The organism is Aeromonas sp. FDAARGOS 1411 (assembly GCF_019047125.1).
Taxonomy (GTDB): Bacteria; Pseudomonadota; Gammaproteobacteria; order Enterobacterales; family Aeromonadaceae; genus Aeromonas; species Aeromonas veronii.
Genome location: NZ_CP077214.1, coordinates 3,300,001 through 3,326,688, shown reverse-complemented (window position 1 = coordinate 3,326,688; position 26,688 = coordinate 3,300,001). Strand labels below are relative to the sequence as shown.

At 56.3% G+C, this 26,688-nt stretch carries 24 protein-coding genes and 3 tRNA genes (1 of these 27 only partly in view); 24 read left to right on the top strand and 3 right to left on the bottom strand.

Going from position 1 to position 26,688, the window contains the following annotated elements; translation table 11 throughout:
- The first annotated feature begins 92 nt into the window (after window positions 1-92).
- Window positions 93-923: an AraC family transcriptional regulator gene (locus I6L41_RS14980; protein ID WP_216959740.1), complete on the top strand. Its 831-nt coding sequence runs from the start codon at window positions 93-95 to the stop codon at window positions 921-923.
- Window positions 924-964: 41 nt separating this feature from the next.
- Here I6L41_RS14980 and I6L41_RS14975 read toward each other — a convergent pair whose 3' ends face one another.
- Together I6L41_RS14975 and I6L41_RS14970 are read right to left on the bottom strand one after the other, a co-directional pair.
- Window positions 965-2,320, bottom strand: coding sequence for a TrkH family potassium uptake protein (locus I6L41_RS14975; protein ID WP_005341850.1), 1,356 nt, complete (start codon window positions 2,318-2,320; stop codon window positions 965-967).
- Complete coding sequence (locus I6L41_RS14970) at window positions 2,317-2,970, bottom strand: TrkA family potassium uptake protein (protein ID WP_216959737.1); 654 nt, start codon at window positions 2,968-2,970, stop codon at window positions 2,317-2,319. Before I6L41_RS14970 ends, I6L41_RS14975 begins: the two co-directional genes overlap by 4 nt.
- 127 nt (window positions 2,971-3,097) lie before the next feature.
- On the opposite strand from I6L41_RS14970, the gene murB reads away from it, so the two are divergent.
- Together murB and birA are read left to right on the top strand one after the other, a co-directional pair.
- Complete coding sequence (murB, locus tag I6L41_RS14965; RefSeq protein WP_216959735.1) at window positions 3,098-4,135, top strand: UDP-N-acetylmuramate dehydrogenase; 1,038 nt, start codon at window positions 3,098-3,100, stop codon at window positions 4,133-4,135.
- Complete coding sequence (birA, locus tag I6L41_RS14960) at window positions 4,132-5,097, top strand: bifunctional biotin--[acetyl-CoA-carboxylase] ligase/biotin operon repressor BirA (RefSeq protein ID WP_129504886.1); 966 nt, start codon at window positions 4,132-4,134, stop codon at window positions 5,095-5,097. Before murB ends, birA begins: the two co-directional genes overlap by 4 nt.
- Window positions 5,098-5,177: 80 nt before the next feature.
- On the opposite strand, the gene coaA is transcribed toward birA, so the two are convergent.
- Window positions 5,178-6,116 (bottom strand): type I pantothenate kinase, encoded by a 939-nt coding sequence (gene coaA, locus I6L41_RS14955; protein WP_005339877.1) that lies wholly within the window; start codon window positions 6,114-6,116, stop codon window positions 5,178-5,180.
- A 263-nt stretch (window positions 6,117-6,379) separates the two neighbouring features.
- Between coaA and I6L41_RS14950 the strand changes: the two genes are divergently transcribed.
- The 21 genes from I6L41_RS14950 to tuf (I6L41_RS14850) all read left to right on the top strand — a co-directional run.
- Window positions 6,380-6,464 (top strand) — tRNA-Tyr (locus tag I6L41_RS14950).
- Between the two features lie 38 nt (window positions 6,465-6,502).
- Window positions 6,503-6,577, top strand: a tRNA-Gly gene (locus I6L41_RS14945).
- A gap of 168 nt (window positions 6,578-6,745) precedes the next feature.
- Window positions 6,746-7,930, top strand: coding sequence for an elongation factor Tu (tuf, locus tag I6L41_RS14940; protein ID WP_005341825.1), 1,185 nt, complete (start codon window positions 6,746-6,748; stop codon window positions 7,928-7,930).
- Between the two features lie 53 nt (window positions 7,931-7,983).
- Window positions 7,984-8,060, top strand: a tRNA-Trp gene (locus I6L41_RS14935).
- A gap of 60 nt (window positions 8,061-8,120) precedes the next feature.
- A complete protein-coding gene (secE, locus tag I6L41_RS14930; RefSeq protein ID WP_005306322.1) occupies window positions 8,121-8,492 on the top strand; it encodes a preprotein translocase subunit SecE in 372 nt (123 codons plus the stop codon).
- 9 nt (window positions 8,493-8,501) lie between these two features.
- Complete coding sequence (gene nusG, locus I6L41_RS14925) at window positions 8,502-9,053, top strand: transcription termination/antitermination protein NusG (protein WP_005306318.1); 552 nt, start codon at window positions 8,502-8,504, stop codon at window positions 9,051-9,053.
- Window positions 9,054-9,187: 134 nt separating this feature from the next.
- Window positions 9,188-9,616 (top strand): 50S ribosomal protein L11, encoded by a 429-nt coding sequence (gene rplK / locus I6L41_RS14920; protein ID WP_005339887.1) that lies wholly within the window; start codon window positions 9,188-9,190, stop codon window positions 9,614-9,616.
- A 4-nt stretch (window positions 9,617-9,620) separates the two neighbouring features.
- Complete coding sequence (rplA, locus tag I6L41_RS14915) at window positions 9,621-10,322, top strand: 50S ribosomal protein L1 (RefSeq protein ID WP_005339888.1); 702 nt, start codon at window positions 9,621-9,623, stop codon at window positions 10,320-10,322.
- Window positions 10,323-10,578: 256 nt separating this feature from the next.
- Window positions 10,579-11,079 carry a 50S ribosomal protein L10 gene (gene rplJ, locus I6L41_RS14910; RefSeq protein ID WP_005339895.1) on the top strand — a complete coding sequence of 167 codons (501 nt, stop codon included), beginning with the start codon at window positions 10,579-10,581 and terminating at the stop codon, window positions 11,077-11,079.
- Window positions 11,080-11,130: 51 nt separating this feature from the next.
- The gene (gene rplL / locus I6L41_RS14905) at window positions 11,131-11,496 is read left to right on the top strand and encodes a 50S ribosomal protein L7/L12 (RefSeq protein ID WP_005306304.1); all 366 of its coding nucleotides are present in this window, start codon (window positions 11,131-11,133) and stop codon (window positions 11,494-11,496) included.
- 224 nt (window positions 11,497-11,720) lie between these two features.
- Window positions 11,721-15,749, top strand: coding sequence for a DNA-directed RNA polymerase subunit beta (gene rpoB / locus I6L41_RS14900; protein WP_005339897.1), 4,029 nt, complete (start codon window positions 11,721-11,723; stop codon window positions 15,747-15,749).
- Window positions 15,750-15,840: 91 nt separating this feature from the next.
- The gene (gene rpoC, locus I6L41_RS14895) at window positions 15,841-20,145 is read left to right on the top strand and encodes a DNA-directed RNA polymerase subunit beta' (RefSeq protein ID WP_005339899.1); all 4,305 of its coding nucleotides are present in this window, start codon (window positions 15,841-15,843) and stop codon (window positions 20,143-20,145) included.
- Window positions 20,146-20,339: 194 nt separating this feature from the next.
- Window positions 20,340-21,056: a transcriptional regulator gene (locus I6L41_RS14890; RefSeq protein WP_005339902.1), complete on the top strand. Its 717-nt coding sequence runs from the start codon at window positions 20,340-20,342 to the stop codon at window positions 21,054-21,056.
- Window positions 21,057-21,080: 24 nt separating this feature from the next.
- Window positions 21,081-21,461 (top strand): RidA family protein, encoded by a 381-nt coding sequence (locus tag I6L41_RS14885; protein ID WP_005339904.1) that lies wholly within the window; start codon window positions 21,081-21,083, stop codon window positions 21,459-21,461.
- Between the two features lie 84 nt (window positions 21,462-21,545).
- The gene (gene tusD, locus I6L41_RS14880; protein ID WP_216959733.1) at window positions 21,546-21,938 is read left to right on the top strand and encodes a sulfurtransferase complex subunit TusD; all 393 of its coding nucleotides are present in this window, start codon (window positions 21,546-21,548) and stop codon (window positions 21,936-21,938) included.
- An 8-nt stretch (window positions 21,939-21,946) separates the two neighbouring features.
- Complete coding sequence (gene tusC, locus I6L41_RS14875; RefSeq protein ID WP_042054811.1) at window positions 21,947-22,306, top strand: sulfurtransferase complex subunit TusC; 360 nt, start codon at window positions 21,947-21,949, stop codon at window positions 22,304-22,306.
- Between the two features lie 7 nt (window positions 22,307-22,313).
- Entirely contained in the window at window positions 22,314-22,592 is a 279-nt protein-coding gene (gene tusB / locus I6L41_RS14870; RefSeq protein ID WP_042054812.1) for a sulfurtransferase complex subunit TusB, read from the top strand.
- A 182-nt stretch (window positions 22,593-22,774) separates the two neighbouring features.
- A complete protein-coding gene (gene rpsL, locus I6L41_RS14865; RefSeq protein WP_005306278.1) occupies window positions 22,775-23,149 on the top strand; it encodes a 30S ribosomal protein S12 in 375 nt (124 codons plus the stop codon).
- Window positions 23,150-23,242: 93 nt separating this feature from the next.
- Window positions 23,243-23,713: a 30S ribosomal protein S7 gene (gene rpsG, locus I6L41_RS14860; RefSeq protein ID WP_005339911.1), complete on the top strand. Its 471-nt coding sequence runs from the start codon at window positions 23,243-23,245 to the stop codon at window positions 23,711-23,713.
- Between the two features lie 75 nt (window positions 23,714-23,788).
- On the top strand, window positions 23,789-25,894 hold the full coding sequence (gene fusA / locus I6L41_RS14855) for an elongation factor G (RefSeq protein WP_021229318.1): 2,106 nt from the start codon (window positions 23,789-23,791) through the stop codon (window positions 25,892-25,894).
- Between the two features lie 54 nt (window positions 25,895-25,948).
- On the top strand, window positions 25,949-26,688 hold the 5' portion of the coding sequence (tuf, locus tag I6L41_RS14850) for an elongation factor Tu (RefSeq protein ID WP_005339879.1). It continues 445 nt past the right edge of the window; the window shows 740 of its 1,185 coding nt (coding positions 1-740); the start codon lies at window positions 25,949-25,951; its stop codon lies beyond the right edge, outside the window.

The following is a 26,688-nucleotide window of genomic DNA, read 5'->3' as shown; positions in this document are numbered from 1 at the left end:
CTGTGGTAGTGAAGGTACGGGAGACAGTGTGCCGTCATTCGTGATACGGTTTATCACTCATCGTCTGCAAATAAATACTATTCGTCTCAAATATGGATCCGCTCTCTGCCCTGTTGGTTCATGCTTCCCCCGAAGCCAAGATCTTCTTCGCCGGCAACCTGTGCCAGAACTCCTCCAGTGATGATTACCCGAGTGGCGGACATCTTCATCTGCTGCGCAGCGGTGTCGTCATGCTGCGTGAGGAGGGGGGGGCCAGCTTGCTGCTCGAGGAGCCGACCCTGCTCCTGTTCCCTCGGGGACGTCCTCACAAGCTTGAACCCAGAACGTTGGGGGGTTGCGATCTGGTGTGTGCCAATGTCGCATTCGGCAAGGGGGGCGCATCGCCGTTGCAACTGGCATTACCGGGCTCGCTGGTGCTGCCGCTGCGTGAGTTGCCTGCCCTGACGCCGGTGCTGAGTCAGCTGTTTGACGAGGCGTTTCACCCCCGCTACGGGCAGGATCCGCTGATCTTCCGCTTGCTGGAGATACTGTTGATCCTGCTGCTGCGTCATCTGGTCGAGCAAGGGGTGTGTCAGCAGGGGATGCTGGCAGGTATTTCCGATCCCCAGTTGGCCAAGGCGATCTCGGTGATGCATCAGCGTGGGGATGAACCCTGGACGGTGGCCACGCTGGCGCGGGAGGCCGGCATGTCGCGGGCCCGCTTTGCCGCGAGGTTTCAGGAGCGGGTCGGTCAAGCGCCGCTTGGTTATCTGACCCACTGGCGCATGGCGCGCGCCTGCCAGCAACTGCTGGCGGGGGAGCCCATGGTGCAGGTGGCGCTGGGTGCGGGATACAGCAGCAGTGTTGCCTTTGGTCGGGCATTCGAGCGGGAGCTGGGGGTGAGCCCGGGGCGCTGGCTCAAGGCGCAGCAACAAGCCGAATAAAAAAACGGGGCAGCCAGTGGCTGCCCCGTGTTCATGGCTGGTCAGCCGGTATAGACGTTCTCTTCCGGATAACGGATGCGGGTCTCGACCGGGCGGGCCAGCATAAAGGCCAGGGTCAGCGGGCCTAGACGGCCGCAGATCATCACCAGTACCAGGATCAGCTTGCCCGGCTCGCTCAGGGAGGCGGTGATGCCGGTAGAGAGGCCGACGGTGGCAAATGCCGAGATGGTCTCGAACATGATTTTGTCGAATGGCAGATCCTCGGTCACCATCAGCAGGAACATCGCCAGCATCAGCACCATGGTGCTGACGATGATGATGGCCAGCGAGCGTGTCACGATCTGGGGCGACAGGGTGCGGCCAAAAGCGGTGACATGGGGCCGTTTGGTCAGAAATGCCTTGGTCGCCAGCAGCACAACCGCGAAAGTGGTGACTTTGATACCACCACCGGTCGAGGTGGCACCGGCACCGATAAACATCAGCATCATCAGGAACAGCAGCGCCGCCGGGGTCATCAGCCCGATATCTATGGTATTGAAACCGGCGGTACGGGCACTGGCAGATTGGAAAAAGGCCGCCAGCAGCTGGCCACCGATACCGGCCTTGCCGAGGGTGCCGGGGTTGTTGTGTTCCAGCAGCCAGAACATCAGGGTACCGGCCAGCAGCAGCGCCGGGGTCATCAGCAGCATCAACTTGCTGTGCAGCTTCAGCTTGCGCCAGCGGCGGTTGCGCACCAGATCGACGATGACGGTAAAGCCGATCCCCCCCAGGATCAGCAGACCGGCGATGGTCAAGCTGATGATGGGGTCGTCTCTATAGTCGATGAGGTTGTTGGCAAACAGCGAAAACCCGGCGTTGTTGAAGGCCGATACTGCGTGGAAGAAGCTGACATAGAGGCCGTGCACCCACCCCATCTCGGGCACCCAGCGGATCGCCATGATGCCGGTGCCGATCAGTTGGGCAATAAAGGCGAACAGGACGATCCGTTTGACCAGCTGAATGATGTTGACCGAGCCTTCCTGTCCCAGCGCCTCCTTGGCCAGTACCTGTTGGCGCAGACCGACCCGCTTGCTGAAGATGGCTATCAGCAGCAGGGTCATGGTCATCTGGCCCAGACCGCCGATCTCCATCAGCATCAGCAGGAAAATCTGCCCCTGCAGGGTGAAGGCGGTGCCGGTATCCACCACGCCAAGACCTGTCACGCTGATGGCCGAGGTGGCGGTAAACAGGGCGTTGACGAAGGTAACCTCGCCATTGTGGCTGGAGGGTTGCACCAGAAAGATGGTGCCAATCAGCAGAATGATCAGAAAGCTGCCGAGGATCAGCCGGGCTTCACTCCAGCGAGAGTCCTGCTCCCGATGGAGGGCGAAGGCGTAGCTGCTGCGCCAGTTGATCATAGGGTTTCGAGCCAGTGGTCGATGGCGTGCTTGTTGCCCGCCAGGATCAGGATGTCGCCCAGTTGCAGCTCCATCTTGCCGGTCAGCACGTTGTGCAGCACATCACCACGCTTGATGGCGAGCAGCTGGAAATCGCTCTGTTGCAGCAGGTGGAAGTCACCTAGTTCCCGGCCGTTCTGTTGCAGGCCGATCACGAACTCGGTCAGCACCATGTCGTGGCCCAGCTCCAGATAGTCGAACAGCCGGTTGTCCAGCATGCTCTGGGCGACCCGGCGGCCCATGTCCCACTCAGGGTTGATCACCTTGTCGGCGCCCACTTTCTGCAGGATCTTGGCGTGGAACTCGTCGCGCGCCTTGACCCACACCTTCTTCACGCCCGCCTCTTTCAAGACGAGGGTCGTGAGGATGCTGGTCTCCAGGTTGTCACCGATGGCAACGAAGACGATATCGAAATTGGCCAGTCCCAGCTCGGCCACGGTGGCCTCGTCGGTAGCATCCGCCACGATCACGTGATTGCAGAGGGCGGCGATTTGCCGGGTCTTGCTCTCGTCGATATCGATGGCCAGTACTTCGGCATCTTGCCGTTGCAGCTCTTCGCACAGCGCGCTGCCAAACAGGCCCAGGCCGATGACGGCAAACTGGTTGTTCATGAGTTGTTCCTCAGCAGTTGAAGTCGCCTACTCTAAACCACTGCTATTCCCCCGAAAAGGGCTCGGGTTTTTCGTCATGGGGTAACTTGAGGTAGACTGCGCCCTTGCACCAAGCCGGGATAGACCGATGAAACTGAATGCCAACGCCTCCTTGTTGAAGCTCAACACCCTTGCCCTCGATGCGTACTGCCTCTGGCTGGCCGAGGTGGAGCAGGTTGCCGATCTGGCGACCCTGCGTGCCGATCCACAGCTCAACCAGTTGCCTCGCCTCAATCTGGGCGGCGGCAGCAACATGCTCTTCACCACCGATTTTCTCGGTCTGGTGGTGCTCAACCGGCTCAAGGGGATTACCGCTGAAGATGGTGGCGATCACTGGTTGCTCCATGTGGCGGCCGGTGAAGATTGGCATCAGCTGGTGCGCCATACCTTGCAACAGGGCTGGTTCGGGCTGGAGAATCTGGCGCTCATTCCCGGTACGGTCGGTGCAGCGCCGGTGCAGAACATCGGTGCCTATGGCGTTGAGCTGGCCGACTTCTGCGCCTATGTCGAGGCGTTCAACTGGCAGAGTGGCGAGATTGAACGGATCGCGGCGGCAGAGTGCCGCTTCGGTTATCGCGACAGTATCTTCAAACACGAGTATCAGGATTCCCACCTGATCACCGCCGTCGGGCTCAAACTGCCCAAGGCGTGGCAACCGGTGCTGGGCTATGGCCCGCTGGCGGCGCTCGGTGACGCGCCTTCGGCCCAGGCCATCTTCGATACCGTCTGTGCCACCCGCATGGCCAAGCTGCCGGATCCCGCTGTGCTCGGCAATGCCGGCAGCTTCTTCAAAAATCCGGTGGTGCCTGCCGCGCTGGCGGAGTCGCTCAAGTCGCGCTACCCGCAGATGCCCTGCTATCCGGCCGGAGAAGGGCAGGCCAAGCTGGCGGCGGGCTGGCTCATCGATCAGTGCGGTCTGAAAGGTTTCGCCATTGGCCGTGCCGCCGTTCATCAGGAGCAGGCGCTGGTGCTGGTCAATCTGGGGGGCGCCAGTGCCATGGAGCTGATCGCGCTGGCGGCCCATGTCCGCGACAGCGTGGAGCAGACGTTTGGCGTGGTGTTGGAGCATGAGGTGCGCTTTATGGGCGCGCACGGTGAAACCTGGCTCGACGAGGTGCTCTCATGACGTTGACTCCCATCAGACAGACCCTGATCACCCTGCTCAGCGACGGCCAGTTTCACTCCGGCGAACAGCTGGGCGAGCAGCTCGGCATCAGCCGGGCTGCGGTAAGCAAACACATGGCGGCGCTCAAGGAGCTGGGGCTGGATCTCTTTAGCCTGACCGGCAAGGGCTACCGGCTGGCGGTGCCGATGGCGCTCTATGATCAGGCTACCTTGCAGGCACTGGCCCCGATGGCGCCGGTGCACTGTTTTCCGGTCATTGGCTCGACCAATCAACACCTGCTGGATCGGGTCAATGAGCTGTGCTCCGGCGAGAGCTGTCTGGCCGAGTGTCAGACAGCCGGGCGCGGGCGTCGTGGCAAACCCTGGATTTCGCCGTTCGGTTGCCAGCTGATCCTCAGCATGTACTGGCGACTCGAACAAGGCATGGCGGCAGCCATGGGGCTGAGTCTGGCGGTCGGCGTGGCAGTGGTTGAGGCGCTGGAGTCCCTTGGTTATCAGGGGGTCGAGCTCAAGTGGCCGAACGACCTCTACTATCAGGGCCGCAAGCTGGCGGGCATTCTGGTTGAGATGAGCGGTAGTGCCGGTGCCAGTTGCCATCTGGTGATCGGCATCGGCCTCAATCTGGCGATGCCTGCCCGCGAAGGTGAGAAGATTGATCAGGCCTGGGCTGAGCTGCGCCACATCAATCCCGAGCTGGTGGATCGCAATCAGCTGGCAGCCCGGATGATCGTCCATCTGCAGCGGGCGCTGCACACCTTTGAGCAGCAGGGGCTGGCAAGCTTTGTCGATGAGTGGAACCGGCTCGATCACTTTGCCGGTCGCCCGGTGCGCTTGTTGATGGGTGATCAGGAGATCCGCGGCATCGCCCGTGGCATCGACGATCGCGGCGCCCTGCGGCTGGAGACAGGTGAAGGGATCAAATTCTATCTAGGGGGCGAGCTCTCCCTGCGCCGGGGCGACTGAGGGTCAGCAAGGCCGCTGATGATGCCAAACAGAAGAGGGGGCCTGCGGGCCCCCTCTTCGTTATCCGGCAATGGCTGTCATCATTTGCGCAGTTTGATCTGCTCGATGGCGTGCTCATGGCCCTTGGTCATGATCAGGTTGGCTCGCTCACGCGTTGGCAGGATATTTTCTTGCAAATTCAGATAGTTGATATCTTGCCAGATGTTGCTGGCGATCTGGGTCGCCTCACTCTCCGCCAGCTTGGCGTAGTTATGGAAGTAGGAGTCGGGATCCGAGAAGGCGCCGCTGCGGAATTTCAGGAAGCGTTCGATATACCAGGTGCGCAGCAGTTCTGCATCGGCATCCACATAGATGGAGAAGTCGACGAAGTCCGACACGAAGACCCGATGGGGCTCCTGAGGGTAATCCATGCCGCTTTGCAGCACATTGAGCCCTTCCAGGATCAGGATGTCCGGCTGCTCCACCACCTTCTTCTCATCGGGAATGATGTCGTAGATAAGGTGGGAGTAAACCGGCGCTTCGACCTTCTCGTGACCGGCGCGGATATTGGCGACAAACTCCACCAGATGGCGGATGTCGTAGGACTCAGGGAACCCCTTGCGGCGCATCAGGCCGCGCTCTTCCAGTACCTTGTTGGGGTAGAGGAAGCCGTCGGTGGTGACCAGCTCCACCCGCGGGTGTTCCGGCCAGCGCTCCAGCAGGGCCTGCAGAATACGGGCCGTGGTACTTTTGCCCCCCGCCACGCTGCCGGCAATGCTGATGATATAGGTGCCCTTGCCGCGGGACTGGCCGAGGAACTGCTCCAGCACCCGGCTGCGACGCTGTTTGGCTTTGACATAGAGATTGAGCAGGCGGGAGAGAGGCAGATATATCTCTTCCACTTCCCGCAATGACACCTTCTCGTTGATCCCGCGCAGGGTCTGCAGATCGTGTTCGGTCAGGGTCAGGGGGACCGAATCGCGCAATAACGCCCATTGTTCGCGGGTGAATTGCAGATAGGGGTTATGCTCTGTCGTCATGGTGTCATCACTGTTTCTTGGGCACGGCGACCATACACCAAGGGTGGGGGAGCGACAAGGGACGCAGCAGGATTGGCTTGTTTGCCCCCGCTTTTTTGCAAACTTCCCAGCAATAAAGCATATTTTGCCGGGTTCAATGGTTGCATCCCCCAAAACCTTACAATAAAATGCGCGACGCTTGACTGTCTGTCGTCTATTTGCCGTGCAAAAGCGATAAACACAACGGGTGCAAGCAGAATTACCGTTGTGACAATCTGGCGTCTGGAGGGGTTCCCGAGCGGCCAAAGGGATCAGACTGTAAATCTGACGGCTCTGCCTTCGAAGGTTCGAATCCTTCTCCCTCCACCATATTTCTCTGCGGTTTGAGTTCTTTGGGTTAGAGAAATGCGGGCATCGTATAATGGCTATTACCTCAGCCTTCCAAGCTGATGATGCGGGTTCGATTCCCGCTGCCCGCTCCAAGATGCTGATATGGCTCAGGCGTTAGCAGAGCCGCACCCTAGGGTGAGTTCGGCAAGCGAACCAGCCATCAGTACCTCTCTCTTTCCCACCAGATTCAAATCCATCATATAAACTGTTCTGTGGTTAGCTTGCCACCGCGTACTCAGCGTTAGTTTAGAGGGACGATCATGTCTAAAGAAAAATTTGAGCGTAATAAACCGCACGTTAACGTGGGTACCATCGGCCACGTTGACCACGGTAAAACCACCCTGACTGCAGCTATCACCAACGTGCTGGCCAAGCACTTCGGTGGTAAAGCTTTCGCCTTCGACCAGATCGACAAGGCACCGGAAGAGCGTGAGCGTGGTATCACCATCAACACCTCCCACGTAGAATACGACACCGCTACCCGTCACTACGCCCACGTAGATTGCCCGGGTCACGCCGACTACGTTAAAAACATGATCACCGGTGCTGCCCAGATGGACGGCGCGATCCTGGTAGTAGCAGCGACTGACGGCCCGATGCCGCAGACTCGTGAGCACATCCTGCTGGGTCGTCAGGTAGGCGTTCCGTACATCATCGTGTTCATGAACAAGTGTGACATGGTAGATGACGAAGAGCTGCTGGAACTGGTCGAGATGGAAGTTCGTGAACTGCTGTCCGAGTACGACTTCCCGGGTGATGACCTGCCGGTAGTTCGTGGTTCTGCACTGAAAGCGTTGGAAGGCGAAGCTCAGTGGGAAGAGAAGATCCTGGAACTGGCTGGCCACCTGGACAGCTACATTCCGGAGCCGGAGCGTGCGATTGACCAGCCGTTCCTGATGCCGATCGAAGACGTATTCTCTATCGCTGGCCGTGGTACTGTAGTTACCGGTCGTGTAGAGCGCGGTATCGTTAAAGTAGGTGAGACCGTAGAAATCGTTGGTATCAAAGATACCGTTTCTACCACCTGTACCGGTGTTGAAATGTTCCGCAAGCTGCTGGACGAAGGTCGTGCAGGCGAGAACATCGGCGCCCTGCTGCGTGGCGTGAAGCGTGAAGAAGTTGAGCGTGGTCAGGTACTGGCCAAGCCGGGCACCATCAAGCCGCACACCAAGTTTGAATCTGAAGTGTACGTGCTGTCCAAAGAAGAAGGTGGTCGTCATACCCCGTTCTTCAAAGGCTACCGTCCGCAGTTCTACTTCCGTACTACCGACGTGACCGGTACCATCGAACTGCCGGAAGGCGTAGAGATGGTAATGCCGGGCGACAACATCAAGATGGTTGTTACCCTGATTGCGCCGATCGCGATGGACGACGGCCTGCGTTTCGCTATCCGTGAAGGTGGCCGTACCGTAGGTGCCGGTGTTGTAGCTAAAGTTATCGCTTAATCTTTGGCTTACATAAATAAAGCAAAGCCCCTATAATAGGGGCTTTCTTGTGTAGGGGCGTAGTTCGAATTGGTAGAACAGCGGTCTCCAAAACCGATGGTTGCGGGTTCGAGTCCTGCCGCCCCTGCCATATACCTCGTCTCGTACGGGGCTTTTGTGTCTTTGGTTACGTCAGATACAGGTGGGTTGTATGAGTGTTAGTTCTGAGAGCCAGGGCGGAAGCAAGGATACCCTGCTTTGGGGCCTGGTTTTCATTATCCTGGCGGCCGCTGTAGTGGGTAATTACCTGCTCAACGATGTTGTCGCTGCCGTCCGCGCCCTGGGTGTGGTCGTTGTCATTGCTGCTGCTGGTGCAGTAGCCCTGCAAACCACCAAGGGAAAGGCAACACTGGCATTCGCCCGTGAGTCTCGCCTGGAAGTCCGCAAGGTCGTATGGCCGACCCGTCAGGAAGCCATTCAGACAACCCTGATTGTGCTGGCGGTGACCGCCGTGATGGGGCTGCTGCTGTTCGTTCTGGACGGTGCCTTGGTCTGGTTGGTCAACCTGATTACCGGTGTGTAAGGATAAGCCATGACTGAACAACGTGAACAGCGTATGAGATGGTATGTCGTGCAGGCTTTTTCCGGCTATGAAGGCCGTGTAGCCAAGTCCCTGCGCGAACATATCAAGATGCATGGCATGGAAGACATGTTCGGTGAAGTACTGGTCCCGACCGAAGAAGTGGTCGAGATGCGTGCTGGCCAGAAGCGCAAGAGTGAGCGCAAGTTTTTCCCGGGTTATGTCCTGGTCCAGATGATCATGGATGAAACCACATGGCACCTGGTGCGTAACGTACCGCGTGTCATGGGCTTCATCGGCGGTACTTCCGACCGTCCGGCACCGATCTCCGACAAAGAGGCCGATGCCATCCTGAACCGTCTGCAGGATGCCCACGACAAGCCGCGTCCGAAAACCCTGTTTGAACCGGGTGAAATGGTGCGGGTTGCCGATGGTCCGTTTGCCGACTTCAACGGTACCGTTGAAGAGGTAGATTATGAGAAGAGCCGCGTGAAGGTCTCTGTACTGATCTTCGGTCGTTCTACTCCTGTTGAACTGGATTTTGGTCAGGTCGAAAAAGGCTGATTGAATTCTGTACGTTTAACGGTTGTCAGGGGCAGCGAATATCTCTATAATTGGCTGCCCCTTTATTAGTTGGGGAGCCGTTTGCAGGAGCAAGTCTCCGAGGCGCTAGAACCCATTTTTGAGGTATTTTCCTAATGGCTAAGAAAGTCACAGCTTATATCAAGCTGCAGGTTGCTGCTGGTGCAGCCAACCCGTCTCCTCCCGTTGGTCCTGCACTGGGTCAACACGGTGTTAACATCATGGAATTCTGTAAGGCGTTCAACGCTCGTACAGAGAAGCTGGAAAAAGGTTCACCGACTCCGGTCGTGATCACCGTTTACAGCGACCGTTCCTTCACCTTCGAAACCAAGACTCCGCCTGCTTCCTTCCTGCTGAAGAAAGCTGCTGGCATCAAGTCTGGTTCTTCCAAGCCGAACAAAGACAAGGTTGGTAAGGTGACCGTTGCTCAGCTGCAAGAAATCGCCAAGACCAAAGAGCCGGATATGACTGGTGCCGATTTGGATGCAAAAGTACGTTGCATCGCAGGCTCCGCTCGTTCCATGGGTCTGGTAGTGGAGGATTAAGACAATGGCTAAACTTTCCAAGCGTATGCGCGTTATTCGCGAAAAAGTTGACGGTACCAAAGAGTACTCCATCAACGAAGCCATTGCCCTGCTGAAAGAACTGGCTACCGCCAAGTTCGTTGAAAGCGTTGACGTTGCTGTCAACCTGGGTATCGACGCTCGTAAATCTGACCAGAACGTACGTGGTGCTACTGTACTGCCGCACGGTACCGGTCGTGATGTACGCGTTGCCGTATTTACTCAAGGTGCCAACGCCGAAGCAGCAAAAGCTGCCGGTGCTGACCTGGTAGGTATGGATGACCTGGCCGATCTGGTTAAGAAAGGCGAGATGAACTTCGACGTAGTTATCGCATCCCCGGATGCAATGCGCGTTGTTGGTCAACTGGGTCAAATCCTGGGCCCGCGCGGCCTGATGCCGAACCCGAAAGTTGGTACTGTAACTCCTAACGTTGCCGAAGCTGTCAAGAACGCCAAGGCTGGTCAGGTTCGTTACCGTAATGACAAGAATGGTATCATCCATACCACTCTGGGTAAGGTTTCTTTCAACGAAGTTCAGCTGAAAGAAAACTTGGAAGCTCTGCTGGTTGCCCTGAAAAAAGGCAAGCCCTCTTCCGCCAAAGGTCAATTCATCAAGAAAGTCAGCATCTCCACCACCATGGGTGCCGGTGTTGCCGTAGACCAAGCTTCTCTGGAAGCTCAGGCCTAATTGATGGGTTTTACAAGGCGCAAAATTTAATCTATAATTTTGCGCCTTGATTGGTTGGGGGTTTCGACCTCCGTCCAAGACCGCAGGAGGCTGCAAAGCCTTAATGTTTCCTGCGTAGACGGTGCCGGAAACCCAGCGAGAAAGATTCTTTCTCTTCTGGAATCCTGCTACCGCATCGTTCCCCTCTGTTGTAAAGGTAGGGGGGATGTGTCAGTACTGGGTCAATAGACCCGGATTCAATCCAGGAGTTAAGCCAATGGCATTGGGACTCGAAGACAAAAAGGCAATTGTTGCTGAAGTCAACGAAGCTGCCAAAGGCGCTCTTTCTGCAGTTGTTGCCGATTCTCGCGGTGTAACTGTAGACAAGATGACCGTCCTGCGTAAAACCGCTCGTGAAGCCGGTGTGTACATGCGCGTTGTGCGTAACACCCTGCTGCGTCGCGCGGTAGAAGGTACCGAATACGAGTGCCTGAACGACGCATTTACCGGTCCTACCTTGATTGCTTTCTCTAACGAACACCCGGGCGCTGCTGCTCGTCTGTTCAAAGAGTTTGCCAAAGCGAACCAAAAGTTCGAAATCAAGGCTGGCGCTTTTAACGGTGAGTTTATCGCCGCAGCACAAATTGATCGTCTGGCCACGCTGCCGACTTACGAAGAAGCAATTGCGAAGTTGATGGCGACTATGAAAGAAGCCTCTGCTGGCAAGCTGGTTCGTACTATCGCTGCTGTTCGCGACCAGAAACAAGCTGCTGCTTGATTCTCGCCTATTTAGGCTGTTTGAGTTTATTCAACATCAGGAATTTTTGTCATGTCTATCACTAAAGACCAAATCATCGAAGCCGTTGCTTCCATGTCCGTAATGGAAGTTGTTGAGCTGATCGAAGCTATGGAAGAGAAGTTCGGTGTTTCTGCCGCTGCTGCCGTAATGGCTGGCCCGGCTGCTGCTGAAGCAGTAGAAGAGAAGACCGAGTTCGACGTAGTTCTGACTGCTGCTGGCGCCAACAAAGTTGCCGTTATCAAAGCCGTTCGTGGCGCTACCGGTCTGGGCCTGAAAGAAGCCAAAGATCTGGTAGAAGCTGCTCCGGCTAACCTGAAGGAAGGCGTGTCCAAGGACGAAGCTGAAGCTCTGAAGAAAGAGCTGGAAGCTGCCGGTGCTTCTGTTGAGATCAAATAATCTGCATTTATGTAGATTAGCCTGATAAAACAGGCTAGGGCTGGTGAATTTTTGTTCACCAGCCTTTTTGCGCTGTAGACTGAGAGCATTTCACACCGTTTACGACTCTCGGTGCACCAGCAATCCGGACTGTCTTCTTTCGTCCGGGCCAACACAAAACGGTGTTGAGACAGAGCTGTCCCGCGGGACAGAGTGGGTCACTTATCAGCGAGCTGAGGAACCCTATGGTTTACTCTTATACCGAAAAAAAACGCATTCGTAAGGACTTCGGTAAGCGAGACCAGGTACTGGACACGCCTTATCTGTTGTCCATTCAGCTGGACTCCTTCAAGCAGTTCATCGAGGCTGACCCGGAAGGTGAATATGGCCTAGAGGCCGCTTTCCGTAGCGTTTTCCCGATCACCAGTTACTCCGGTAGTGCTGAGCTTCAGTATGTCAGCTATCGCCTGGGTGAGCCGGTATTTGACGTAAAAGAATGCCAGATCCGTGGAGTGACCTACTCCGCGCCGCTGCGTGTCAAGCTTCGTATGGTTCTGTACGACCGTGAAGCAGCTGCCGGCACCGTCAAAGACATCAAGGAACAAGAAGTATACATGGGCGAAATTCCGCTCATGACCGAGAACGGCACCTTTGTTATCAATGGTACCGAGCGGGTTATCGTCTCCCAGCTGCACCGCAGCCCGGGCGTCTTCTTCGACCACGATAAAGGCAAAACTCATTCATCCGGTAAGGTACTGTATAACGCTCGCGTTATCCCCTACCGTGGCTCCTGGCTGGACTTCGAGTTCGATGCGAAAGACAACCTGTTTGTCCGTATCGACCGTCGTCGCAAACTGCCAGCATCCATTATTCTGCGCGCCCTGGACTTCACTTCCGAACAAATCCTGGCCACCTTCTTCGAGACCATCGGTTTTGAAGTAAAAGATGGCAAGTTGATGATGGATCTGGTGCCGGAGCGTCTGCGTGGTGAAACTGCGACCTTTGACATCGTGGCCAATGGCGCCGTGGTGGTTGAGACCGGTCGTCGTGTGACTGCGCGTCACATCCGTCAGTTGGAAAAAGACGCCGTTACCCAGATTGAGGTACCGGTTGAGTATGTTGTTGGCAAAGTTGCTGCCAAGGACTACGCACATCCGCAAACTGGCGAGATGGTCGTGACCGCCAACCAGGCGCTGAGCCTGGAAGCGATCGCCAACCTGTCCCAAGCCGGCTTCAAGCATTTCGAGGTTCTGTTCACCAACGAACTGGATCACGGTGCTTACATGTCCGAGACCCTGCGTGTCGACTCCAGCTCCAACCGTTTGGAAGCGCTGGTCGAGATCTATCGCATGATGCGTCCGGGCGAGCCGCCTACTCGCGAAGCTGCAGAACAGCTGTTCGAAAACCTGTTCTTCTCCGCCGAGCGTTACGACCTGTCTACCGTAGGTCGGATGAAGTTCAACCGCCGTCTGGGTCGTGAAGACGAGACTGGCGCAGGTGTACTGACCAAAGACGACATCGTCGATGTGATGAAGCGCCTGATCGACATCCGTAACGGTAACGACGAAGTGGACGATATCGACCACTTGGGTAACCGTCGTATCCGTTCTGTCGGCGAAATGGCTGAAAACCAGTTCCGCGTCGGTCTGGTGCGTGTCGAGCGTGCGGTCAAGGAGCGTCTCTCCCTGGGCGACCTGGACACCCTGATGCCGCAGGATCTGATCAACGCCAAGCCGATCTCCGCCGCAGTCAAAGAGTTCTTTGGTTCCAGCCAGCTGTCCCAGTTTATGGACCAGAACAACCCGCTCTCCGAAGTGACCCACAAGCGTCGTATTTCCGCGCTGGGCCCGGGCGGTTTGACTCGTGAGCGTGCCGGCTTTGAAGTCCGAGACGTACACCCGACTCACTACGGTCGTCTGTGCCCTATCGAGACTCCTGAAGGTCCGAACATCGGTCTGATCAACTCTCTGTCCGTGTACTCTCGTACCAACGAGTACGGTTTCCTCGAGACCCCGTACCGCAAGGTCATTGACGGTGTGATCACCGACGAAGTGGACTACCTGTCTGCTATTGAAGAAGGCAAGTACGTGATCGCACAGGCTAACGCCGCGACCACCGAAGATGGCCGTCTGAAAGATGAATTGATCCCGTGCCGTCACAAAGGTGAATCCACCTTTATGAACGCCGACCAGATCCAGTATATGGACGTGAGCCCGCAGCAGATCGTATCTGTGGCAGCGGCTCTGATCCCGTTCTTGGAACACGATGACGCGAACCGCGCATTGATGGGTTCAAACATGCAACGTCAGGCTGTACCGACTCTGCGTGCTGACAAGCCGCTGGTAGGTACCGGTATGGAACGCGCTGTGGCCGTTGACTCCGGTGTAACCGTAGTGGCCAAGCGTGGCGGCGTAATCGACTATGTCGATGCCTCCCGTATCGTCCTGAAGGTCAATGAAGATGAGCTGATGCCAGGCGAAGCCGGTATCGACATCTACAACCTGACCAAATACACCCGTTCCAACCAGAACACCTGTATCAACCAGCGTCCTTGTGTGATGTTGGGTGAGCCGGTCATGGCTGGCGACGTACTGGCGGACGGCCCGTCCACCGATCTGGGTGAACTGGCGCTGGGTCAGAACATGCGCGTAGCGTTCATGCCGTGGAACGGTTACAACTTCGAAGACTCGATCCTGGTGAACGAGCGTGTTGTTCAGGAAGATCGCCTGACCACCATCCATATCCAGGAACTGGCCTGTATCTCCCGTGACACCAAGCTGGGTCCGGAAGAGATCACTGCTGACATCCCGAACGTGGGTGAAGCCGCTCTGTCCAAGCTGGACGAGTCCGGTATCGTCTACGTGGGTGCCGAAGTGAAGGGCGGCGACATTCTGGTCGGTAAGGTAACGCCGAAAGGTGAAACCCAGCTGACGCCGGAAGAGAAGCTGCTGCGCGCCATCTTCGGTGAGAAGGCGTCCGACGTGAAGGACTCCTCCCTGCGTGTACCGAACGGTGTGTACGGTACCGTGGTTGACGTGCAAGTCTTTACCCGCGATGGCGTGGAAAAAGACAAGCGCGCCAAAGAAATCGAAGAGATGCAGCTGAAGGAAGCGAAGAAGGACTTGACCGAAGAGTTCAAGATCCTGGAAGACGGCATTTTCGGCCGCTCCCGCAACCTGCTGCTGGCCGCCGGTTACAGCGAAGATCGTCTGAACAAGCTCGATCGCTCCAAGTGGTTTGAACTGGCCATCGAAGACGAAGGCAAGCAGACCGAACTGGAACAGATCGCTGAACAGCACGTTGAGCTGAAAGCCGAGTTCGACAAGAAATTCGAGAACAAGCGTCGCAAGATTATCCAGGGTGATGATCTGGCGCCGGGCGTACTGAAAATCGTCAAGGTTTATCTGGCAGTCAAGCGTCGCATCCAGCCGGGTGACAAGATGGCGGGCCGTCACGGTAACAAGGGTGTTATCTCCAAGATCTGTCCGGTCGAGGATATGCCTCATGACGAGTTCGGCCGTCCGGTCGACATCGTACTGAACCCGTTGGGCGTACCATCCCGTATGAACATCGGTCAGATCCTCGAAGTTCACCTGGGCCTTGCGGCCAAGGGTATCGGCGAGAAGATCGATCGCATGGTCAAAGAGCAGCGCGAGCTGCACGAGATGCGCAACTTCCTGCAACAGGTCTACGACCTGGGCGAGAAGGACACCCAGCAAGTGAACATCGCCGAACTGTCTGACGACGACGTACGTACCCTGGTGGGTAACCTGCGTAAGGGTCTGCCGGTTGCTACTCCGGTCTTTGATGGTGCCAAAGAGCGCGAAATCAAAGCCCTGCTGAAGCTGGCCGATCTGCCGGAATCCGGTCAGATTGATCTGTTCGATGGCCGTACCGGTAACCGCTTCGAGCGTAAAGTAACCGTTGGTTACATGTACATGCTCAAGCTGAACCACTTGGTCGACGACAAGATGCACGCGCGTTCTACCGGTTCTTACAGCCTTGTTACCCAGCAGCCGCTGGGTGGTAAGGCTCAGTTCGGTGGTCAGCGTTTCGGTGAGATGGAAGTGTGGGCCCTGGAGGCTTACGGTGCGGCATATACCCTGCAGGAAATGCTGACCGTCAAGTCTGACGATGTGAATGGCCGTACCAAGATGTATAAGAACATCGTGGATGGCGACCACCGTATGGAGCCGGGCATGCCCGAATCCTTCAACGTATTGCTGAAGGAAATCCGCTCTCTGGGTATCAACATCGAGCTGGACGAAGAGTAAGAGCTCGCTCTTATTGTTCGAGAATTGACGTGGGCGCCCCGCTGTTTTGGCAGCCGGGGCGCCGAGGTTAGACTCCTGACAGGGGAAACACGTGAAAGACTTACTCAAGTTTTTGAAGGCTCAGACCAAGACCGAAGAGTTTGACAGTATCAAGATCGGTCTGGCCTCTCCTGACATGATCCGCTCCTGGTCATTCGGTGAGGTCAAAAAGCCTGAGACCATCAACTACCGGACTTTCAAGCCGGAGCGTGATGGTCTGTTCTGCGCCCGTATCTTCGGACCGGTGAAGGACTACGAGTGTCTGTGCGGCAAGTACAAGCGCCTGAAACACCGTGGTGTGATCTGTGAGAAGTGCGGCGTTGAAGTGACCCAGACCAAGGTCCGTCGTGAGCGTATGGGCCACATCGAGCTGGCCAGCCCGACTGCCCACATCTGGTTCCTGAAGTCCCTGCCGTCCCGTATCGGTCTGCTGCTGGACATGACCCTGCGCGACATCGAGCGCGTGCTCTACTTCGAATCTTTCGTCGTAATCGAGCCGGGCATGACCAACCTCGAACGCAGCCAGATGCTCTCTGAAGAGCAGTACCTGGATGCGCTGGAAGAGTGGGGCGACGAATTTGACGCCAAGATGGGTGCCGAAGCAATCCTGGCGTTGCTGCGCGCTATCGATCTGGAAGGTGAAGTCAAAACCATGCGTGAGGAGCTGGATCAAACCAACTCCGAGACCAAGCGCAAGAAGACCACCAAGCGTCTGAAGCTGATGGAAGCTTTCCTGCAGTCCGGCAACAAGCCGGAGTGGATGATCATGACAGTGCTGCCTGTGCTGCCGCCGGACCTGCGTCCGCTGGTACCGCTGGACGGCGGCCGTTTCGCGACTTCCGATCTGAACGATCTGTACCGTCGCGTGATCAACCGTAACAACCGCTTGAAGCGTCTGCTGGATCTGGCTGCTCCGGACATCATCGTGCGCAACGAAAAGCGTATGCTGCAAGAGTCCGTCGATGCACTGCTGGATAACGGCCGTCGTGGTCGTGCCATCACCGGTTCCAACAAGCGCCCGCTGAAATCCCTGGCCGACATGATCAAGGGTAAGCAGGGTCGTTTCCGTCAGAACTTGCTCGGTAAGCGTGTCGACTACTCCGGTCGTTCCGTTATCACCGTAGGCCCGACTCTGCGTCTGCATCAGTGCGGTCTGCCGAAGAAGATGGCGCTGGAACTGTTCAAGCCGTTCATCTATGGCAAGCTGGAAACCCGCGGTCTGGCGACCACTATCAAGGCCGCCAAGAAGATGGTGGAGCGCGAGGAAGCTGTCGTTTGGGATATCCTGGACGAAGTGATCCGCGAACACCCGGTTCTGCTGAACCGTGCACCGACTCTGCACCGTCTGGGTATCCAGGCATTCGAACCGACTCTGGTCGAAGGCAAGGCAATCCAGCTGCACCCGCTGGTTTGTGCTGCGTATAACGCGGACTTCGATGGTGACCAGATGGCGGTCCACGTACCGCTGACCCTGGAAGCCCAGCTGGAAGCGCGTGCGCTGATGATGTCTACCAACAACATCCTGTCGCCTGCCTCCGGTGAGCCGATCATCGTTCCTTCTCAGGACGTGGTCTTGGGTCTGTACTACATGACCCGTGCCCGTATCAACGCCAAAGGCGAAGGTATGGTGCTGGCCGGCCCGAAAGAAGCCGAGAAAGTATATCGCGCCGGTCTGGCCGATCTGCATGCTCGTGTGAAAGTACGCATTACCGAATACCTGCGTCAGGAAGACGGTTCTCTGCGTGAACACACCGAGATGAAGAACACCACCGTTGGTCGTGCGATCCTGAGCCTGATCCTGCCGAAAGGTATGGAATACGCCCTGATCGACGAGCCGAAGGTGCTGACTGCTGCAGAACAGGCTGACCTGGATGCCAATCCGCAGAACTGGATCAAGTGCGTATCCAACAAGGCGCTGGGCAAAAAGCTCATCTCCCGTCTGCTGAACACCTGCTATCGCAAGCAGGGCCTGAAGGACACTGTTATCTTCGCTGACCAGCTGATGTATACCGGTTTCCACTACGCGGCCCTGTCCGGTGCTTCCGTTGGTATCGATGACATGGTCATCCCGGATGCCAAGAAAGACATCATCGCGGCAGCCGAAGCCGAAGTTGCCGAGATCCAGGACCAGTTCCTGTCAGGTCTGGTAACTGCGGGCGAGCGTTACAACAAGGTTATCGATATCTGGGCCAGCGCCAACGAGCGCGTCTCCAAGGCCATGATGGAGAACTTGTCCAAAGAGCGTAACGTCAACTCGCTGGGTGAAGAAGAAGAGCAGGCCTCGTTCAACAGCATCTTTATGATGGCCGACTCTGGTGCGCGTGGTTCCGCCGCCCAGATCCGTCAGCTGGCCGGTATGCGTGGCCTGATGGCCAAGCCGGATGGCTCCATCATCGAGACCCCGATCATCGCGAACTTCCGCGAAGGTCTGAACGTACTGCAGTACTTTATCTCTACCCACGGTGCTCGTAAGGGTCTGGCGGATACTGCACTGAAGACTGCGAACTCCGGTTACCTGACTCGTCGTCTGGTAGACGTGGCGCAGGACATGGTGATCACCGAGGACGATTGCGGCACTACCGACGGTCTGTGGATGACTCCGCTGATCGAGGGTGGCGACGTGGTCGAGCCGCTGCGTGAGCGCGTGCTGGGTCGTGTGGTGGCAGAAGATGTCATCAAGCCGGGTACCGAGGACGAGATCCTGGTTGCTCGCAACACCCTGCTCGACGAGCAGCTGTGTGACCTGCTGGAGCGTAACTCCGTTGACCGTGTGAAAGTACGTTCTGCCATCACCTGTGAAACCGACTTCGGTAACTGTGCTCACTGCTACGGCCGTGATCTGGCCCGTGGTCACCTGGTTAACAAGGGTGAGGCTGTCGGTGTTATCGCCGCCCAGTCCATCGGCGAACCGGGTACCCAGCTGACGATGCGTACTTTCCACATCGGTGGTGCTGCATCTCGTGCCGCTGCTGAAAGCAGCATCCAGGTCAAGAACACAGGTACCATCAAGCTGCAGAACGCCAAGTTCGTTCACAACAGCGATGACAAACTGGTTATCACCTCACGTTCTACCGAACTGACCATCATGGACGACATGGGCCGTACCAAGGAAAGCCACAAGCTGCCTTACGGTTCCGTGCTGGAAGTGAAGGACGGCCAGGCCGTGAGTGCTGGCGAGACCGTTGCCAATTGGGATCCGCACACCCACCCGATCATCACCGAAGTGGCAGGTCGCCTGCAGTTCGAACACATGATCGATGGCGTGACCATCACTCGTCAGACCGACGAGCTGACCGGTCTCTCTTCTATCGTTGTTCTGGACGTCAACGAGCGTCCGAGCGCCGGTAAAGAGATGCGTCCGACCGTTAAACTGGTCGACCTGAACGGCAAAGACGTGATGATCCCGGGTACCGATGTAGCCGCCCAGTACTTCCTGCCGGGCAAGGCGATCGTGAACCTGGAAGATGGTGCCAACGTGGGTGTGGGTGACGCGGTAGCGCGTATCCCGCAAGAGTCCGGCGGTACCAAGGACATCACCGGTGGTTTGCCGCGCGTTGCGGATCTGTTCGAAGCACGTCAACCGAAGGAACCGGCAATTCTGGCCGAGATCTCCGGTACCATCTCCTTCGGGAAAGAGACCAAGGGCAAACGCCGTCTGGTCATCACCCCGACCGATGGTGGCAACGTCTACGAAGAGATGATTCCGAAGTGGCGTAACCTGAACGTGTTCGAAGGTGAAAAAGTTGAGAAGGGTGAAGTGCTGGCGGACGGTCCTGAGTCTGCTCACGACATCCTGCGTCTGCGCGGTATCAGCCCGGTCGCCAACTACATCGCCAACGAAGTGCAGGACGTTTACCGTCTGCAAGGCGTTAAGATCAACGACAAGCACATCGAAGTCATCGTTCGTCAGATGCTGCGCAAGTGCGAGATCCTGAGCGCTGGCGATACCGATCTGATCGAAGGCGAACAGGTTGAAGTGGCTCGTGTGAAGATTGCCAACCGTAAGCTGGTTGCCGAGGGCAAGACCCCTGCGACCTACCGTCATGTACTGATGGGTATTACCAAGGCATCTCTGAGCACCGAGTCCTTCATCTCCGCGGCTTCCTTCCAGGAAACCACTCGCGTTCTGACCGAAGCCGCCGTAGGTGGCAAGCGTGATGAACTGCGTGGTCTGAAAGAGAACGTCATCGTGGGTCGTCTGATCCCGGCTGGTACCGGCTTTGCCTACCACCACAGCCGGATCAACCAGCGTGCCGCCGCAGCTCGTGCTGTTGGTACCCCGCAGGTGACCGCTGATGAAGCGGAGCAGAACCTGGCGGATCTGCTGAACGCAGCCGGTAGCTTCGACGAAGAGTAACTCGTCATCCGTGATTAAAAAGGGCTCCTTCAAGGAGCCCTTTTTGTTGGCCAATTCCTCGGCAAAGGTAGACGCAGCGCGGGTTTCAGGATGATCCAGAGCAAAGTTGTAGAGTAAAAAATCAAAAAAAGTTGACTTTACTCCCCTGCAATTTAAAACTCGGGAAAGTTGAATGGTTATTACAGGGGTAGAACATGACTGTCGGTATCGAGGAAGCCATGCTTCCCGAAGAACAGCTGATCAGCCGCACTTTTACAGATGAAGACAGGGAATTGTTGCGCTCATACGATGGGCTCATCGATGGTTTGGCCGAGCTGTTCGGCAAGCATTGTGAAGTGGTACTCCACTCCCTGGAAAATCTGCACGAGTCGGTGATCAAGATCGCCAACGGCTTCAATACCGGACGCACCCTCGGGGCGCCCATCACCGATCTCGCCCTGCGCATGCTCAAGGACATCGAGAGCACCGGCCAGGATTACACCCAGAGCTATTTCGCTCGCAGCCGTACCGGTGCGCTGATGAAGTCGAGCACCATCGCCATTCGCAACAGCGAGCGGCAAGTGGTGGGGCTGATCTGCATCAACCTGCACATCAATGCGCCTTTCCACGAGTTCGTGGCCGAATTTTTCCCGACGCCCCAGCAGGCGGCGCGTCAGTCACCAGAGACCTTCGCCAACAGCGTGGAAGAGCTGGTTGCCCAGACGGTGGATAACACCATCGACGAGATCAATCGCGATCCCACCGTGGCCAACAATGCCAAGAACCGCTTCATCGTGACCCAGCTGTTCGAGAAGGGCATTTTCGACATCAAGGATTCGATCAATCTGGTGGCGGACAAACTCAATATTTCAAAACATACCGTTTATCTTTACATCCGACAGCGCAAGCAGGGTGAAGACGAGAACGAGTAACTCATTCCAGAAGGGGATAGATGAATGGCTAAAGAAGTGATTGCAACCGACAAGGCGCCTGCCGCGATTGGTCCGTATGTTCAGGCTACCAAGGTTGGCGAGATGATCTTCACCTCCGGGCAGATCCCGCTCGATCCTGCCACCATGGAAATCGTGGCTGGCGGCATTGAAGAGCAGGCCGAGCGGGTGATGAAGAATCTGGTTGCCGTGTTGCACGCTGCCGGTGCCGATGCCAGCAAAGTGGTCAAAACCACCTGCTTCCTGAGTGACATGAACAACTTCGTTGCTTTCAATCAGGTCTATGCCCGCTACTTTGGCGATGCGGCGCCAGCCCGCTCCTGCGTGGAGGTGGCCCGTCTGCCGAAAGATGTGCTGGTTGAGGTCGAGGCGATTGCCCATCTCTGATCAACAGATCGAATCAAGCCCCTCCTGGCAGGGGCTTTTTTGTTTTTGGCGTAAAATGTACCGGGTCAGCACAGGAGTCCTGCTATGAGTCTGAGTTTTGCCATCCTGGTCACGGGGCCTGCCTATGGCACCCAATCGGCCAGTACAGCCTATCGTTTTGCCCGCACCCTGTTGGCACAGGGGCATACCTTGTCCCACCTGTTCTTCTATCAGGATGGGGTATGCAACGGCAACGGTCTGCATCTGCCAGCATCCGATGAGACTGACCTGGTGCGTCTGTGGCGAGAGCTGGCAGAAGAGCAGGGGATCCGTATCGACGTCTGCGTCGCCGCTGCCATGCGACGCGGTGTGCTCGATGAACAGGAGGCCAAGGGGGCAGGGCTGGTGCACTTCAATCTGCAAGCGCCATTTTGTCTGAGCGGTCTGGGCCAGTTGGCCGAGGCGGCGCTCACCGCCGATCGAATGGTTCAGTTCTAGGGGAAGTCATGAGCAAGAAAATTGCCTTTATCTGCAGTCGTGGCCCCCATGGCCATGCCGCCGGTCGGGAAGGGTTGGATGCCATGTTGGCCACCTCGGCTATGACCGATGAGCTGGCCCTCTTCCTGATTGGGGACGGCGTGCTGCAACTGCTCAAGGAGCAGCAGCCAGCCGCCATTTTTCAACGCCACTACGCGCCCACCTTCAAAATGCTGGAACTCTACGACATCGAAGAGGTCTATGTTTGTGCTGACTCGCTGGCAGAGCGTGGCGTGACAGTGGATGATCTGCTGATCCCCGTCGAGAGTTTGCCGCGCCAGGAACTGGCTCGGCGCTGGGCACAATGTTCGACTCACATCAGCTTTTGAGGTCTCCATGTTGCATCTGATATTGAACTCTCCCTTTCAGACTCAGGCTCTGGCAGAGGCGCTCTCATATCTTCAGCCCGAGGATGAGCTGGTACTGATGCAGGATGCCGTGATTGCGGCATCGGCTCCCCAGTGGAGCGCGCGGCTGGCGGGTATCCCGCTTTATGTGATGCAGGAAGATCTGCAAGCTCGCGGTTTGCAGCATCGGGTGGGCAATGTGCTCGATATGGCGGGTCTGGTGGCACTGATTGCGCAAAAAGGTTCTCCGCGCACCTGGGGTGGCTGAGAAGCATATTTTCAAGAAAATTCAAGGTGATGTTGTGAAATCAAACGGATCCGAATTGCCCTTTTGTGACGCAAATTGTATAAATCTTGACTCCCCAGACAACAGGGCATAAAATTTCGCGTCCCCGTATCTGCGGGGAGGATTTTCCACACGTTTATGAAGTCATTATCAGGAGCCTTTTGATGGCAACTATTAACCAGTTGGTTCGCAAGCCACGCATCAAGCTCGTTGTGAAAAGCAACGTGCCGGCGCTGGAAGCGTGCCCTCAGAAGCGTGGCGTATGCACTCGTGTATATACCACCACCCCGAAGAAGCCTAACTCTGCACTGCGTAAAGTGTGCCGTGTACGTCTGACCAACGGCTTCGAAGTCACCTCCTACATCGGTGGTGAAGGTCACAACCTGCAAGAGCACTCTGTTGTTCTGATCCGTGGCGGTCGTGTAAAAGACTTGCCAGGTGTTCGTTATCACACCGTTCGTGGTGCGTTGGACTGTGCCGGTGTTAAAGACCGTAAGCAGGCTCGCTCCAAGTATGGCGTGAAGCGTCCTAAAGCTTAATGGTTCTCCGTTAAGTAAGGCCAAACGTTAATTCGTTTCTAGTTAGATAGCTTTCTAGTTTTGGGTAATCCCTGAAGTTACGGAGAATTTGAAATGCCAAGACGTCGTGTTGTTGGTCAGCGTAAAATCCTGCCAGATCCCAAGTTCGGATCAGAGCTGCTGGCTAAATTTGTCAACGTAGTAATGGTTGACGGTAAGAAATCTGTTGCAGAAGCCATTGTTTATGGCGCCCTGGACATCATTGCCACCAAATCTGGCAAAGAGCACCTGGCCGTATTCGAAGAAGCTCTGGATAACATTCGTCCGGCGGTCGAGGTTAAATCTCGTCGCGTCGGTGGTGCAACCTATCAGGTGCCGGTAGAAGTTCGTCCGGTACGTCGCAATGCCCTGGCAATGCGCTGGTTGGTTGATGCCGCTCGTAAACGTGGTGAAAAATCAATGGCTCAGCGTCTGGCTGGCGAGCTGCTGGATGCCGCTGACAATAAGGGTTCGTCTGTCAAGAAACGTGAAGACGTTCACCGTATGGCTGAAGCGAACAAAGCCTTCGCTCACTTCCGCTGGTAATCCGCTTGCGCAGGGTCTTTTGACTCTGCGCACCTTTAATTATCTAGGGACAAGCGCCTTAGTAAGAGGATGACAATGGCTCGTACAACCCCCATTGAGCGTTATCGTAACATCGGTATCTCCGCTCACATTGACGCCGGTAAGACTACTACTACCGAGCGCGTACTGTTTTACACCGGTGTAAGTCACAAGATCGGTGAAGTTCACGATGGCGCTGCCACCATGGACTGGATGGAACAGGAACAAGAGCGTGGTATCACCATCACCTCCGCCGCGACCACCGCTTTCTGGTCCGGTATGGGTAAACAGTTCCAACCGCACCGTATCAACATCATCGATACCCCGGGCCACGTTGACTTTACTATCGAAGTAGAGCGTTCAATGCGTGTTCTGGACGGTGCCGTGATGGTGTACTGTGCCGTAGGTGGCGTACAGCCACAGTCTGAAACCGTATGGCGTCAGGCTAACAAGTACAAGGTTCCCCGTATCGCGTTCGTCAACAAGATGGACCGTACCGGCGCCAACTTCCTGCGCTGCGTTGAGCACATCAAGACCCGTCTGAAAGGTACTCCGGTTCCCCTTCAGCTGAACATCGGCTCTGAAGAGAACTTCAAGGGCGTTGTTGACCTGGTCAAGATGAAAGCCATCAACTGGAATGAAGCTGATCAGGGCGTATCCTTCGATTACGAAGACGTCCCGGCCGAGTTGCTGGAACAGGCGCAAGAAATGCGCATGAATCTGGTTGAAGCCGCTGCTGAAGCGTCTGAAGACCTGATGGAAAAATACCTGGGCGGCGAAGAGCTGACCGAGGAAGAGATCAAAGGTGCTCTGCGTCAGCGCGTGCTGAACAACGAAATCATCTTGGTAACCTGTGGCTCCGCGTTCAAGAACAAGGGCGTACAGGCAATGCTGGATGCCGTGATCGAGTACCTGCCGGCTCCGACCGACGTTGCTGCTATCGACGGCCTGAAAATGGACGGCGAGACCAAAGACGAGCGTCACGCTTCCGATGACGAGCCGTTCTCTGCTCTGGCGTTCAAGATCGCTACCGACCCGTTCGTTGGTAACCTGACCTTCTTCCGTGTCTACTCTGGCGTGATCAACTCCGGTGACACCGTGCTGAACTCCGTCAAGGACAAGCGCGAGCGTTTTGGCCGTATCGTTCAGATGCATGCCAACAAGCGTGAAGAGATCAAAGAAGTACGCGCTGGTGACATCGCTGCTGCTATCGGTCTGAAAGACGTGACCACTGGTGACACCCTGTGTGACCCGAACGCACCGATCATCCTCGAGCGTATGGAATTCCCGGAGCCGGTAATTTCTATCGCGGTTGAGCCGAAAACCAAGGCTGACCAGGAGAAGATGGGTCTGGCTCTGGGCCGTCTGGCTCAGGAAGACCCGTCCTTCCGCGTATGGACTGACGAAGAGTCAGGTCAAACCATCATCGCTGGTATGGGTGAGCTGCACTTGGACATCATCGTTGACCGTATGCGTCGCGAGTTCAAGGTTGAAGCCAACGTAGGTAAGCCGCAGGTTGCCTACCGTGAAACCATCCGTACCACCGTTAAAGACATCGAAGGCAAGCATGCCAAGCAGTCTGGTGGTCGCGGTCAGTACGGTCATGTTGTTATCGACATGTACCCGCTGGAAGAAGGCAAAGCCTACGAATTCGTCAACGACATCAAAGGTGGTGTCATTCCTGGTGAATTCATCCCGGGTGTTGATAAAGGTATCCGTGAGCAGCTCAAATCTGGTCCGCTGGCTGGTTACCCGGTTATGGATCTGGGTGTGCGTCTGCACTTCGGTTCTTACCACGATGTCGACTCTTCCGAACTGGCGTTCAAAATCGCTGCTTCCATGGCCTTTAAGGCTGGCTTCATGAAAGCCAACCCGGTTCTGCTCGAACCGATCATGAAAGTAGAAGTTGAAACTCCGGAAGATTACATGGGCGACGTTATCGGTGACCTGAACCGTCGTCGTGGCCTGATCGAAGGTATGGAAGATGGCCCGTCCGGCAAGATCGTACGTGCTCTGGTGCCGCTGGCCGAAATGTTCGGTTACGCAACTGCACTGCGTTCCGCTACCCAGGGTCGTGCTTCCTACGCCATGGAATTCGCCAAGTATCACGATGCACCGACCAACGTTGCACAAGCCGTGATAGAAGAGCGCAAATCCAAGTAATTTAAGATTCCCCGCCTACGACGGTAGGCGGGTTTAACCTAGAAGGACTACGTCGTGTCTAAAGAAAAATTTGAGCGTAATAAACCGCACGTAAACGTCGGCACCATCGGCCACGTTGACCACGGTAAAACCACCCTGACTGCAGCTATCACCAACGTGCTGGCCAAGCACTTCGGTGGTAAAGCTTTCGCCTTCGACCAGATCGACAAGGCACCGGAAGAGCGTGAGCGTGGTATCACCATCAACACCTCCCACGTAGAATACGACACCGCTACCCGTCACTACGCCCACGTAGATTGCCCGGGTCACGCCGACTACGTTAAAAACATGATCACCGGTGCTGCCCAGATGGACGGCGCGATCCTGGTAGTAGCAGCGACTGACGGCCCGATGCCGCAGACTCGTGAGCACATCCTGCTGGGTCGTCAGGTTGGTATCCCGTACATGATCGTGTTCATGAACAAGTGTGACATGGTTGATGACGAAGAGCTGCTCGAACTGGTTGAGATGGAAGTTCGTGAACTGCTGACCGAGTACGACTTCCCGGGTGATGACCTGCCGGTAGTTCGTGGTTCCGCACTGAAAGCGCTGGAAGGCGACGCTCAGTGGGAAGAGAAGATCATCGAGCTGGCTGGCCACCTGGATACCTACATCCCGGAGCCGGAGCGCGCGATTGACCAGCCGTTCCTGATGCCTATCGAAGACGTATTCTCTATCGCTGGCCGTGGTACCGTAGTTACCGGTCGTGTAGAGCGCGGTATTGTTAAAGTAGGTGAGACCGTAGAAATCGTTGG